The organism is Streptomyces sp. NPDC048361 (assembly GCF_040651795.1).
Lineage (GTDB): Bacteria > Actinomycetota > Actinomycetes > Streptomycetales > Streptomycetaceae > Streptomyces.
In genome coordinates, this window is sequence record NZ_JBEZKW010000010.1 from 49208 (window position 1) to 62061 (window position 12854).

General features: G+C 70.9%; 10 protein-coding genes. All 10 read left to right on the top strand.

The features are described 5' to 3' along the window. The first annotated feature begins 29 nt into the window (after positions 1 to 29). The 10 genes from AB0D31_RS08120 to asnB all read left to right on the top strand — a co-directional run bounded on the left by AB0D31_RS08120 (position 30) and on the right by asnB (position 12761). Positions 30 to 1106 (top strand): DMT family transporter, encoded by a 1077-nt coding sequence (locus AB0D31_RS08120; protein ID WP_362718678.1) that lies wholly within the window; start codon positions 30 to 32, stop codon positions 1104 to 1106. Further along, a complete protein-coding gene (locus AB0D31_RS08125) occupies positions 1103 to 1525 on the top strand; it encodes a DUF2000 domain-containing protein (protein ID WP_362718680.1) in 423 nt (140 codons plus the stop codon). Before AB0D31_RS08120 ends, AB0D31_RS08125 begins: the two co-directional genes overlap by 4 nt. Positions 1526 to 1753: 228 nt before the next feature. Beyond that, positions 1754 to 3034 (top strand): phenylacetate--CoA ligase family protein, encoded by a 1281-nt coding sequence (locus tag AB0D31_RS08130; protein ID WP_362718682.1) that lies wholly within the window; start codon positions 1754 to 1756, stop codon positions 3032 to 3034. After that, positions 3031 to 4014: a branched-chain amino acid transaminase gene (locus tag AB0D31_RS08135; protein ID WP_362718685.1), complete on the top strand. Its 984-nt coding sequence runs from the start codon at positions 3031 to 3033 to the stop codon at positions 4012 to 4014. Before AB0D31_RS08130 ends, AB0D31_RS08135 begins: the two co-directional genes overlap by 4 nt. A gap of 140 nt (positions 4015 to 4154) precedes the next feature. After that, entirely contained in the window at positions 4155 to 4838 is a 684-nt protein-coding gene (locus AB0D31_RS08140; RefSeq protein WP_362718688.1) for a hypothetical protein, read from the top strand. Further along, positions 4835 to 5857 carry an ornithine cyclodeaminase family protein gene (locus AB0D31_RS08145; protein ID WP_362718691.1) on the top strand — a complete coding sequence of 341 codons (1023 nt, stop codon included), beginning with the start codon at positions 4835 to 4837 and terminating at the stop codon, positions 5855 to 5857. The genes AB0D31_RS08140 and AB0D31_RS08145 overlap by 4 nt, the downstream gene beginning before the upstream one ends. Before the next feature lie 396 nt (positions 5858 to 6253). Further along, the gene (rsgA, locus tag AB0D31_RS08150) at positions 6254 to 7420 is read left to right on the top strand and encodes a ribosome small subunit-dependent GTPase A (RefSeq protein ID WP_362718694.1); all 1167 of its coding nucleotides are present in this window, start codon (positions 6254 to 6256) and stop codon (positions 7418 to 7420) included. 453 nt (positions 7421 to 7873) lie between these two features. Continuing rightward, positions 7874 to 9280: an AlkA N-terminal domain-containing protein gene (locus tag AB0D31_RS08155; RefSeq protein WP_362718853.1), complete on the top strand. Its 1407-nt coding sequence runs from the start codon at positions 7874 to 7876 to the stop codon at positions 9278 to 9280. Between the two features lie 196 nt (positions 9281 to 9476). After that, positions 9477 to 10577, top strand: coding sequence for an ionic transporter y4hA (locus AB0D31_RS08160; RefSeq protein ID WP_362718697.1), 1101 nt, complete (start codon positions 9477 to 9479; stop codon positions 10575 to 10577). 342 nt (positions 10578 to 10919) lie between these two features. Then, positions 10920 to 12761 (top strand): asparagine synthase (glutamine-hydrolyzing), encoded by a 1842-nt coding sequence (asnB, locus tag AB0D31_RS08165; RefSeq protein WP_362718699.1) that lies wholly within the window; start codon positions 10920 to 10922, stop codon positions 12759 to 12761. Positions 12762 to 12854: the final 93 nt, after the last annotated feature.

Sequence of the window (12854 nt, forward strand, 5' to 3'; positions counted from 1 at the left end):
GCGGTCTTCACTGACGGCAGTGGCGCGGTGTGGACGATGTGCGTGAAAGACGGAACGGGAGCAAGGCGATGTCGTTAAAATCCAGGCCGCAGGTGTCATGGCGGGCGTTTTCGGCGATCATCGCCGCCGCGCTGATCTGGAGCACGTCCTTCGCCGTGACCAAGGTTCTCCTGGAGAACGTTCCGCCGCTGACGATCGGCGCGATCCGCTTCTCCGCGGCCGCGCTCATCCTCGCCGTGCTCGTGCGTCTCCAACGCGGCTGGAAGCCGGTCGGCCTCCGTTCGGCGGCAGCCATGGGAGGGGCGGGACTCCTGGGTATCACCGCGTACTTCGGGCTGGAGAACATCGGGGTGGACCTCGCCACCGCGAGTGACGCGGCGGTCATCGTGGCGTCCTTCCCCGTCGTCACGCTGCTCCTCGAAATAGCGTTCCAGCGGGGCCGCGCCTCGGTGGCCGGTTCGGCCGGCATGGCGCTGGCTATCTTCGGCGTCTGGCTCATCGTCCGCCAGAGCGCGAATGCGGGCGGAAGCCACCGGCTGCTCGGTGACATCATCCTTCTGGCCGCGGGAATTGCGTGGGCCGGTTACAACATGGTGGCGAGGCGCACCAGCCCGGGGCATTCCGCGCTGACGAGCACCTATTATCAGACGCTGGCCGGAGCGGCCGGTTTCGTCGTGCTGACCCCGATCGAGTACCGGAACTGGCAGACGCCGGACCTCCAGGACATCGGCATGCTGGCATTCCTGGCCGGAATGTGTTCCATCGCTGCATTCGTTCTTTACAATTACGGTCTCCGGGATGTATCGCCCAGCGCGGCGGTCAACATTCTCAATCTCGTCCCCGTATTCGGCCTTGCCTCTGCGGCGCTGGTCACGGGGGAGCAGGTCGGCACGGTCGAGCTGCTGGGCTGTGCCGTCGTCGTGGTGGGCGTCGCATTCGGCGCGACTGCGAAATCCGGGAAAGCGTCCAGGAACGATTCCGGATTCGAATCCGTGAAGGATCCCGCAGGTGAATCCCGCCGCGACGGAAACACCAATGGTCAAGAGGGCAAAGAGTGCCACGGCCTGTTCGTGGCCACGAACGACACCGGGCTGGAATCGAAATGAACCACGACATCGACAGCAGCAAGTGCGTGATCATCGTCAACGAGGAGCTCGCCGCGGGCCTCACCGTGAACGCGGCTTCCGTGGTTGCCCTCACGCTGGGCCGCACCGTACCCGGGCTCATCGGCCAGGACGTGAAGGACGCAGACGGCGGCGTACATCTCGGCATCACCCTGATCCCGGTGCCCATTCTCAAGGCCTCGGCGGAGAAGATCGCGGAGATCCACCGCCTGGCCGACGCCGACCCCGACGTGATCACCGTCGGCTTCAGTGACCTGGCCCAGTCCTGCCGCACCTACGACGAGTACACGGACCGTATGGCGCAAACACCCGCCACGGACCTCGCTTTCTCCTCAATCGGCCTTTTCGGCCCCCGCAAGCCCCTCAACAAACTGACGGGGAACCTCTCCCTGCTGCGCTGACCGACCCAAAAAAGGTGCCCGCGGCTGCAACCCGCGGGCACCTAGAGCCCATAATCCGCCAGCTTCCACACTGATCGGCCCAGGACTGTGTTCACTCTATTCGATGACGAACTGGATGTCTTCGCGCGTCGAGCCCTCGCTGACCACCGGCGCTTCGACAGCGCCGGTTGGAACCAGGAAGAACTCGACGCGCACCAGCTGAACGGAGTGCGCGAAACGCTCCGTTACGTGAGCGGGCGTTCCCCGTTCTACAAGGAACTCCTCGGTCACCTCGACGAGGGCGACATCGCGGCCCTCACCCCCGAATCCTTCGCCCGGCTCCCCTTCACCACCAAGGACGACCTCCGGACGCGCCTGAAGGACCTGCTCTCCAAGCCCATCCACGAGGGCTGGATCTTTTACGAGACAACCGGCACCACGGGCCGCGCCACGCCCTGCCCCCGGGACAACGTCGACTCGATCGTCAACAACACCGCGCTGTCGGTCTGTTACGACCACGTCTTCCGCGCCCACGGCGAAAACCACGTCATCGGCGTGATGGGCCCCAACGAGCTCCACTCCACCGGGGACACCTTCGGCGACGTGTGCCGCAACCTCGGGCACGCCCACGCCAAGATGTGGCCGCACTCGCCCGTCGTCGGTTTCAAACGGGCCCTGGAAGTGCTCCAGGAGATCTCGGTCACCGGAGTCTTCTGCACCCCCAACGTCGCCATGTCGATGGCCAAGGAAGCGATCCGGGCGGGCCTGGAACCCAGGGAACTGGGCCTGCGCTTCTTCATGTTCACCGGCGAGTTGGCCACCCCCGGCCTGCTGAAGAACATCGGCGAGATGTGGGGCGCGACCGCGTACAACTGCCTCTACGCGTCGCAGGAGGCCTCCATCCTCGGCGCCGTCCACGGCGACGGCCGCCTCCGCACCGTCCCGCTCAACGTCTACTACGAGCTGATCGACCCGGTGACCACCCTCCCGGCCCCGCGCTCCGAAAACGGCTACCGCCAGGGCGAACTCGTCATCACCCACCTCTACCAGGGCAGCAAGCCCCTGGTGCGCTACCGCACCGGTGACCTGGTGCGCCTCTACGACGCTGCCGGCGACGCGAGTTATCCCTCCGAGGTGCTGCTCCCGCTCGGCCGGGTCCGCGACCGTATCGATCTGAACGGACGTCAGGTCACCGCGTACGAGCTGGAGGCGCTCATCCTGGACGGGCTCTCCGGAGCCATGGACTACCAGCTGATCATCGACCGGGTCGACGGCACCGACACCCTCGAGGTCGAGGTGGAGACCCGCGACGGGATCCCGCTGCCGGCCGACACCACCGCGGCGCTGGCCACGGCCGCTCGGCAGGCCTGGGGATGCCCACTGTCGGTCACCTACGGGAAGCTGGGAGGCGTCACCACCACCGGCGCCATGGTCAGCTGGAAGGCGGCCCGCGTCCACGACCGCCGCAGCGCCCCGGACGCCGAACGCCAAGCAGCCCTCGCCATGGTCGCCCTGAGGCGGAGCGAATGAGCACCGCGGCCGCCCCTGCGGACCGGTGGGTCTTCCACCAGGGTGCCTTCGTCCGAGCCGGCGACGTCGCCCTCGGCGCGGGCACCCAGGCCCTGCACTACGGCACCGGCGTCTTCGAGGGCATCCGTGCCTACGCCGATACCGAGGGCCGGGACTCCCTAGTCTTCAAGGCACGCGAGCACTACGAGCGGCTGCACGCCTCCTGCCGGCTGCTCCGCCTCGACCTGCCCCACACCCCGGACGAACTCGTCGAGATCACCACGGAGTTGATCCGGCGCAACGACCTGCGCGGGGACGCCTACATCAGGCCCCTCGTATACAAGCTGAGCCTGGAGCCGGGCACCCCCTTCGGGGTGCGGCTGCGCGGGGTGAGCACCTCGGTCAGCATCCTGGCGCTGCCCATGGGCGACTACACACGCGCCGAGGGAATCCGCTGCGGCATCAGCTCCTGGCGCCGGGTCCCCGACACCTCACTGCCCGCCCGCGCGAAGATCACCGGTGCCTACGCCAACAACGCGCTCGCCGTGGACGAGGCGACGGCCGCCGGTTATGACGACGCCATCATGCTCAACCAGCAGGGCTCCGTGGCCGAGGCCAGCACCGCCAACGTGTTCGTGGTCCGCGACGGCCAGGTGGCCACCCCGGGCGCGGACGCCGACATCCTGCTCGGGCTGACGCGTACCGCCGTCATGCGGATCCTCGCCGAGGAGGCGGGCATCACCGTGGCCGAACGCGCCGTACCGCGCTCCGAGTTGTACACGGCGGACGAGGTGTTCCTCACCGGCACCGGCTGTCAGATCGTCCCCGTCGTGGAGATCGACGGCCGCCCGATCGGCGCCGGCATCCCCGGCCCGCTCACCCGGCAGATCCGTGAGGTCTACCAGCAAGCGGTTCGGGGCGCACTGCCCCGCTACCGGGACTGGAACACCCCGGTCGGGCTCGCATCCGCGGCCAAGCCGGCCGCTGCCGCGCACGCGTAGTCGTACATCCACGGGGTACCGCCGGGCCTCTCCCGGCGGCACCCCACACCTCACCAGTGAAAACTTCCTCAGAGCGGCGCGCCGGGCGCTCCTGCCGCAGGAGCCGGTCCGCCGCCCCACTGAGGCTCCCAGGGGGAACCATGCTCACCCATCACCATCCCGAAGCCGCGCTCAGCGGACAGGTCACCGACGTGGCGCTCTTCCAACTCCCGTTGGGCACCCCGCTGTCCATCGCCTCGCTGGGCCCCGAGGGCACCAGCAGCGAACAGGCCAGCCGCGCCCTGCTGGGCCACCTCGGTCAGCGCGGCCACGAACACGTCCGCATCGACCTGTTCGACCAGTACGAGGCAGCCGGCGCGAGCCTGCTCTCCGGTGACAGCAGCCTCGTCGTCGTCGCGAACGCCTATGCGCGCATCGAGCAGTTCTATATGAACCCTGCGCTGCGACTCGCGGCCGTGTTCGTCAAGGACACCCCGAACTACGGCATCGCCGGCCTGCCGGGCAGCGACCGCGACGCCAAGGTCGCGGTCGCCACCCACCCTGCGCCCCGCGCCCTCGTCGAGGAACTGCTGCCGGCGGAGTACACCCTGACGGAGACCGTGTTCGTCGACTCCACCAGCGCCGCCGCCGAGGCCGTCGTAGCCGGCGAGGTGCCCCTCGCCCTGACCACCATGCCCGCCGCCCGCCTGCGCGGACTCGAATTCGTCTCCCGCACCCGCCCCATCCGCATGGTGTGGTCGGTGTTCACCCGGGCCGAACTGCTCGACGACCGCCGCCTGGCCCCCGGCCGGCTCCTGGCGAACACCGCGAACCCGTCGTGGTGACCCCGGCGCCCGTCTTCATCACCGACGCGGAGGCCCGCGCTCTCTTCACCCCCGACGTCGCTGTCGATGCGATGCGCGAGGTCATGAAGAGCTTCTCGGCCGGTGAGGTCACCCAGCCGGTCCGTACGGTGCTGCGTCCGCCCGCGCGCGGGGGCAGCGAGCCCGGACTGTTCGGGTCCATGCCCGCGCATGTGCCCTTCGAGGGCGGGTACTGGTTCGGTATCAAGGCCGTGGCAGTCCGCGAGGACAACCCGGCGCGCGGACTGCCCACCCACGTCGGGACGGTGACCGTCTTCGCCCCCGACACGGGACTGCCCGTCGCCGTACTCCCGGCCGACACCATCACCGAGCTGCGCACCGCCGCTGTCTCGGCGGTGGCGGCGCAAGCCCTCGCACTGCCCGGCCCGCACACGCTGGCGGTCGCCGGAGCGGGCATCCAGGCGCGCGCCCACGTCACCGCGCTGGCGGCGGTCCTGCCCATCGAGCGCGTGCGGTTCTGGAGCCGGCGCGTCGAGCAGGCGCAGGCGGCGGCGGCCTGGGCCGAAGCCACCCACGGGATCGCGGCCGAGGCCTGCGCCAGTGCGGTCGGGGCCGTCCGCGACGCCGGGCTGATCTGCACCACCACGGCCGCGAAGGAGCCCTTCCTCGGGGACGCCGATGTCCGCGAGGGCGCATTCGTCGCCGCCGTGGGAGCCTGCCAGCCCGGAGCCCGGGAGCTGTCCTCCGAACTGGTCGCCGGCTCCTCGGTGTTCCTGGACAGCGCCGAGGCCGCAGCCAAGGAGGCATCCGAACTGCTGGTGCCCGCACGAGAGGGGCTGCTGCCCTCCGGGCTCGCGCACCCCGAGCTCGGCGCCGTGCTGAACGGCACCGCGCCCGGCCGGCGCGACGAGCGGGAGCGCACCGTCTACCTCTCCCTCGGCCTCGCCGCCCAGGACGTGGCGGCCGCCGTGGCGATCGCCCGCCGCCACGCGGAGCATGCGGGCCGCGCCCCGGGCGGCACCTGGTGGTCGCGGTACTGAGCCCGTGCGGCGGGAGGTGAACGCGGGCACATGAGGAGACTCGGTCGCTCCATCGGCGCGGGTCCACGGTTCCTTCCGCGTCTACCCGATCGCCGCCGGACGGGGCGACATCCGCGGCTGCAGGTGCCGTGCCGTGCCGTACGGGCGAGCCCCCCGCATTTAATCGGTGGTGCTGTGCCCTGAAGGGGGCCTAGGGTTCTGCTCATCCGTTCCCGAGGGGGACGGTGTCGGTTCGTTGAGAAGAAGCAGGAGGTGAGGACATTGATGACTGTCACGGTGACGGGCGCTGCCCGCATTCAGGAGTTCATCGTCTCCACCCCTGTGGCCTCCGGCTGACACCACTCGACTTCCGCGCGCAGAGCGCGCCGCCGGGGGCTGCCCTTCGAAGGGTTCCCCTTGTTCAACGCTTCGCTCAACACACCTTCCCCTTCTGATGCTCAGCACGTCCTCGCCGAGTACGGCTGGGACGAGGGCTGGGAAGCCGAGTTCGCTCCGTACGCTGCGCGGGGTCTGACCCCCGGGCGGGTCGTACGGGTCGACCGCGGTCAGTGTGACGTCGCCACCTCCGACGGCGTCATCCGGGCCGACACCGAGTTCGTCGTTCCTCGTGATCCGATGAAGGTCGTGTGCACAGGAGACTGGGTCGCCGTCGATCCCGAGGGCGGTGACCCGCGGTACGCCCGCACCATCCTCCCTCGCCGTACGGCCTTCGTACGGTCGACGTCGTCCAAGCGTTCCGAAGGCCAGGTGCTGGCCACCAACATCGATCACGTCGTTGTCTGTGTGTCGCTCGCGGTCGAACTGGACCTCGGGCGGATCGAGCGGTTCCTCGCGCTTGCGATGTCCAGTTCGAGTGGCGACGCGCTGCTGCGCACGTCGGCGCTCTCCTGGGAGTCGGGCGCGCAGCCGATGGTCGTGCTCACCAAGTGCGACCTGATCCCCGACCCGGCCGGACTCTCCCACCTCGTCCAGGACGTGGAGACCGCCGCGCCCGGCGTACGGGTCGTCCCCGTCAGCGCGCGGACCGGTGAGGGCATCGAAGCGCTCGGCGCGGTCGTCTCGGGTGGCACCAGTGTGCTGCTCGGGCAGTCCGGCGCGGGCAAGTCCACGCTCGCCAACGCGCTGCTCGGCGAGGAGGTGATGGCGGTCCAGGCGGCCCGCGAGGTCGACGGCAAGGGCCGCCACACCACGACCACGCGCAATCTACTGGTGCTGCCCGGCGGGGGCGCCCTCGTCGACACCCCGGGGTTGCGGGGCGTCGGCCTGTACGACGCGGAGAGCGGCGTCGGCCAGGTGTTCACCGAGATCGAGGAACTGGCCGCCGACTGCCGTTTCCACGACTGCGCGCACCAGGCTGAGCCGGGGTGCGCGGTGCTCGCCGCGATCGAGGACGGCTCGCTGCGCGGGCGGCGCCTCGACAGCTACCGCAAGCTGCTGCGCGAGAACCAGCGGATCGTGGCGAAGACGGATGCGCGGGTCCGGGCGGAGATCAGGCGCGACTGGAAGGCGAAGGGGGCGGAGGGGCGGGCGAACGGCGCCCTGAAGCGGGGCCGCTTGCGCTGAGCCCGGGGCCCCGCCCGGCCCCGCCTCGCCCCGCCGTCTCGTAGCCTTCGGGGAGCGATTCGGCGGGGCTCGTCCTGCGGCCGACACCCCAGCCCCGCCGTTCGGCTGCGGACGGTGCTGGGGGGCCCGCGCAATTCCCACGCCCCTGAAACCCGCTTTCGTCTGCGGGCCGTGCGCGGCTGGTCGCGCAGTTCTCCGCACCCTCAACTACTCGGTGCGGGCCCGCCCTGGCGTAGTCAGCCCGTCATGGGGCCCCTGGCCCGTAAGGCCTTGGGGGATTGAGGACGAGCGCCCATGAGGCGCGAAGGGGGTCTGGAGCGGAGCCCCAGGGATCCGGCACCCACGCTCAAGTAGCCGCAACGCACGGGCGGGAGGGCGGGAAAACGCGCCCCGGGGGCCACGTCCGAAACCCGCCAGCACTCCAGCAGAGGACCCCGCACACTGGACCGTGTGATGGACCAAGAAGCCCAGTACGAGGCCGTCAGCAGCAGGGACGCCCGGTTCGACGGGGAGTTCTTCTTCGCCGTGTCGACGACCGGCATCTACTGCCGGCCGAGCTGCCCCGCGGTCACCCCCCGCCGCAAGAACGTCCGGTTCTTCCCGAGCGCCGCCGCCGCCCAGGGCAACGGCTTCCGGGCGTGCCGCCGCTGCCGCCCGGACGCCGTGCCCGGCTCCGCGGCGTGGAACGTCCGGGCCGACGTCGTGGGCCGGGCCATGCGCATGATCGGGGACGGTGTCGTCGACCGGGAGGGCGTGCCCGGGCTCGCGACCCGGCTCGGGTACAGCGCCCGGCAGGTCCAGCGCCAGCTCACCGCCGAGGTGGGCGCCGGCCCGGTCGCCCTCGCCCGGGCCCAGCGCGCCCACACGGCCCGCGTCCTGCTCCAGACCACCGAACTCCCCGTCACCGAGATCGCCTTCGCCGCCGGGTTCGCCAGCGTGCGCCAGTTCAACGACACGATCCGGCAGATCTACGCCCGTACCCCCAGCGCCTTGCGCGAAGAGGCCGGCACCCGCGCCACCAGGCCCGGCGTCGCCACCTCCGCCGGGGTCCCGCTGCGCCTCGCCCACCGGGGCCCGTACGCGGTGCAGCAGACCTTCGACCTGCTGGCCGCCGAAGCCGTCGAGCACGTCGAGGAGGTCACGGGCGAACCCGGCGCCCGCACCTACCGCCGTACGCTGCGGCTGCCCCACGGCACCGCCGTCGTGGCCGTCGACGAGGCGGCCCCCGCGCACCCCACCGCCCGACAGGGCTGGCTCGAGGCCCGCATCCACCTCACCGACCTGCGCGACCTCACCACCGCCGTGCAGCGCCTGCGGCGCCTGTTCGACCTGGACGCCGACCCGTACGCCGTGGACGAGCGGCTCGGCGCCGACCCGCGCCTCGCGCCCCTCGTCGCGCGGACCCCGGGCCTTCGCTCACCCGGCGCCGTCGACCCCGACGAGTGTGCGGTACGGGCGCTGGCCGGACGGGAGCGCGCGGCCGCCCTCGTCGAGACGTGCGGCAAACGCCTCGATGTGCCGTGCGGCACGCTCACCCACCTCTTCCCTGAGCCCGCCGCGCTCGCCACCCACCCCGATCCGCACCTCGCCGCCCTCGCCACCGCCCTTGCCGACGCCACCCTGCGCCTGGACGCCGGCGCCGACCGCGACGAGGCCGTACGGGTGCTGCGTACGCTGCCCGGCATGGACGACGAGACCGTCGCGGTGATCCGTACGCGGGCGCTCGGCGACCCCGATGTAGGGGCGGGGGAGGATGAGGAGGAGGGCCCATGGCGACCTTGGCGGTCCTACGCCCGGCGCCATCTGGCGGTCGCGGCGGCCGACGTCACCCGGGGTCGCGGCACGGATGGGGCGCAGTAGATCCTCCGGGCGTGGAGCGGACGGTACGGCGGGCCTGGCCGCAGTAGTCCGACGGGCGGGTGCCAGCCACTTCTGCGAACGTCAAAGGCATGATCGCAGTAGTCCGACGGGCGGGCCCCGGCCACGGGCGGTCCGGCGGGCCTGGCCGCAGTAGTCCGACGGGCGGGCCCCGGCCACTTCTGCGAACGTCGAAGACATGATCCGTCTCGCGCGCCTGCCCCTGGACCGCTGGTCGACGGTGATGCCGCTGCTCGCCGTCGTGCTGCTCGCGCTCACCTGGGGGCGCTCACTGCCCGCCGGCCTCGTGGCGCTGGTCGCCTGCTTCCTTGCGGGTGCGGTGCTCGCCGCGGTGCACCATGCCGAGGTGGTCGCGCACCGGGTGGGCGAACCGTTCGGGTCCCTGGTGCTCGCCGTCGCGGTCACCGTCATCGAGGTCGCGCTGATCGTCACCTTGATGTCGGACGGCGGCGACAAGAGCGCCTCGCTGGCCCGGGACACCGTTTTCGCCGCGGTGATGATCACCTGCAACGGCATCGTCGGGGTGTGCCTTCTGGTGGGCGCTCTGCGCCGCAGGGTCACCGTCTTCAACGCCGAGGGCACCGTCACGGCGTTCGCGACCGTCACCACGCTCGCCGGCCTCAGCCTTGCCCTGCCCACCTTCACCACCAGCAAGCCGGGCCCCGAGTTCTCGGCGGCGCAGCTGATCTTCGCCGCGATCGCCTCGGTCTTCCTGTACGGACTCTTCGTCGCCACCCAGACCGTGCGCCACCGCGACTACTTCCTGCCGGTGACCCAGCAGGGCGAGGTGATGCGGGACGACGACCACGCCAACCCGCCCTCCGCGCGCACCGCCTGGGTCAGCGTCGCGCTGCTCGGGGTGGCGCTGGTCGCGGTGGTGGGCCTGGCCAAGGGCGTGTCGCCGACCATCGAGCGGGGGGTGGCCGCGGCCGGGCTGCCGGCTTCGGTCGTGGGTGTCGTCATCGCACTGCTCGTGCTGTTGCCCGAGACCATCGCCGCGGTGCGTGCGGCCCGGCGCGACCGGGTTCAGACCAGCCTCAATCTGGCGCTCGGCTCGGCGATGGCCAGTATCGGGCTCACCATTCCGGCCGTCGCGCTCGCCACGATCTGGCTTTCGGGGCCGCTGGTGCTCGGGCTTGGCGCCAGCCATATGGTGCTGCTCGCGTTGACCGTGGCGGTCGGCATTCTGACGGTTGTGCCGGGGCGGGCGACGCTGATGCAGGGCGGGGTGCACTTGTCGCTGTTCGCCGCGTACATCGTGCTGGCGGTCAGCCCGTAGCCCTCGGGCCGGCCCAGCGCGTTCTCCCACCCACCCAGTCAGCCCGTGTCCCCGGGCCGGCCCAGCGCGTTCTCCCACCCCCTGACCCGCCCTGCGGCTACGTGAGGGTGCCGGCTCCCTGGGGTTCCGCCCCGGATCCCGTTCGCGCCTGAAGGGCGCTCGTCCTCAACGCGCCCGCACCCGCCCTCACCCAACCCACCACATTCAAGCCACTTCTGCCACCGCCCTGTTGACGAGCCGCCAACCGAGCCACACGATCGAAAGGTAGGTAGTTGCTCAATACATCCGCTTGGGCCGGCGGAACGTCCCCCCTCCGGCCGGAGCGGCGAGGCAGGAGGCACCATGTGTGGCATCACCGGCTGGATCTCCTTCGACCGTGAACTGCGCGCCGAGCGGGACACCCTGGATGCGATGACCGAGACGATGGAATGCCGCGGACCCGACGACCGCGGGGTCTGGGCCGCCGGGCCGGCCGCCCTCGGCCATCGCAGGCTCGCGATCATCGACCTTCCGGGCGGGCGCCAGCCCATGACCGTCGAAGCCGGCGGCAAGACCGTCGCCCTCGTCTACTCGGGCGAGGCCTACAACTTCACCGAGCTCAGGTCCGAACTGGCCGCACGCGGACACCGGTTCACCACCGACTCCGACACCGAGGTCGTCCTGCACGGCTACCTCGAATGGGGCGAGGCCGTCGCCGAACGCCTCAACGGCATGTACGCCTTCGCCGTCTGGGACGAGCGCGCCCAGCGCCTCGTCATGATCCGCGACCGCATGGGCATCAAGCCCTTCTACTACTTCGAGACCCCCGACGGCGTCCTCTTCGGCTCCGAGCCCAAGGCGATCCTCGCCAACCCGCTGGCCCGGCGCTCCGTCTCGCTCGACGGCCTGCGCGAGATGTTCACCATGGTCAAGACCCCCGGCCATGCCGTGTGGGACGGCATGCGGGAGGTCGAGCCCGGCACCGTCGTCACCGTCGACCGCGGCGGACTGCGCACCCACACCTACTGGTCGCTCGAAACCCGCCCGCACGACGACGACCGCGCCACCAGCATCGCGCACGTCCGCGAGTTGCTCGACGACATCGTCCGGCGCCAGCTCGTCGCCGACGTACCGCGCTGCATGCTGCTCTCCGGCGGCCTCGACTCCTCCGCGCTCACCGCGATAGCCGCCCGCCAGCTCGGCGAGGTGGACCAGAAGGTGCGCAGCTTCGCCGTGGACTTCGTCGGCCAGACCGAGAACTTCGTCGCCGACGAACTGCGCGCCACCCCCGACACGCCCTACGTCCACGACGTGGCCCGCACCTCCGGCACCATCCACCAGGACATCGTCCTGGACGCCCAGGCGCTCGCCGACCCCGAGGTGCGCGCCAAGGTCATCCGCGCCCGCGACATCCCCATGGGCTTCGGCGACATGGACGCCTCGCTCTACCTGCTCTTCAAGGCGATACGCGAACACTCCACGGTCGCACTGTCCGGCGAGTCCGCGGACGAGGTGTTCGGCGGCTACAAGCAGTTCTTCGACGAGGAGGCCCGGGCCGCCGACACCTTCCCCTGGCTCGTCAGGTTCGCCGAGCAGTTCGGCGACGACGCGGGTCTGCTGCGCCCCGACCTGACCGCCGCGCTCAACGTTCCCGCCTACGTCAAGGACTCCTACGACACCGCCGTCGCCGGCGTCCAACGCCTCGACGGCGAGAGCGACTTCGAGTACCGGATGCGCAAGATCTGCCACCTCCACCTGACCCGCTTCGTGCGCGTCCTGCTCGACCGCAAGGACCGGGCGAGCATGGCCGTCGGGCTCGAAGTGCGCGTACCGTTCTGCGACCACCGTCTCGTCGAGTACGTCTACAACGCGCCCTGGTCGGTGAAGTCCTTCGACGGCCGCGAGAAGAGCCTGCTGCGCGAGGCGGCCAGGGACGTCATCCCGCAGACGGTGTACGACCGGGTCAAGAGCCCCTACCCCTCGACTCAGGACCCGAAGTACGCCACCGCCCTCCAGGCCCACGCCAAGGACCTGCTGGCCCAGCCCGCGCACCCCGTCTTCGACCTCATCGACCGGGACGGTCTGCGCCGGGCCACCGAGGTGAGCGCCCCGCAGATCCATCAGGCCTCGCGCCGCAGCCTGGAGCGCTCCCTCGACCTCGCGATCTGGCTCGACCTGTACAAGCCGGAAGTGAAACTGGCGTAACGGGAGCGGCGGAACCGCGTCCGCCGGGCAACGCCGGGCGGGGTGGACGTGCCACCCCGCCCGGCGCGCATGCCCCTGCTGCCCTAGCTGATC

Bases quoted from the DNA above. Each gene is read 5' to 3' on its own strand.
- AB0D31_RS08155 (WP_362718853.1), top strand. From the start codon at position 7,874: ATGGACCAAGAAGCCCAGTACGAGGCCGTCAGCAGCAGGGACGCCCGG.
- AB0D31_RS08140 (WP_362718688.1), top strand. From the start codon at position 4,155: ATGCTCACCCATCACCATCCCGAAGCCGCGCTCAGCGGACAGGTCACC.
- AB0D31_RS08135 (WP_362718685.1), top strand. From the start codon at position 3,031: ATGAGCACCGCGGCCGCCCCTGCGGACCGGTGGGTCTTCCACCAGGGT.
- asnB (WP_362718699.1), top strand. From the start codon at position 10,920: ATGTGTGGCATCACCGGCTGGATCTCCTTCGACCGTGAACTGCGCGCC.
- AB0D31_RS08125 (WP_362718680.1), top strand. From the start codon at position 1,103: ATGAACCACGACATCGACAGCAGCAAGTGCGTGATCATCGTCAACGAG.
- AB0D31_RS08160 (WP_362718697.1), top strand. From the start codon at position 9,477: ATGATCCGTCTCGCGCGCCTGCCCCTGGACCGCTGGTCGACGGTGATG.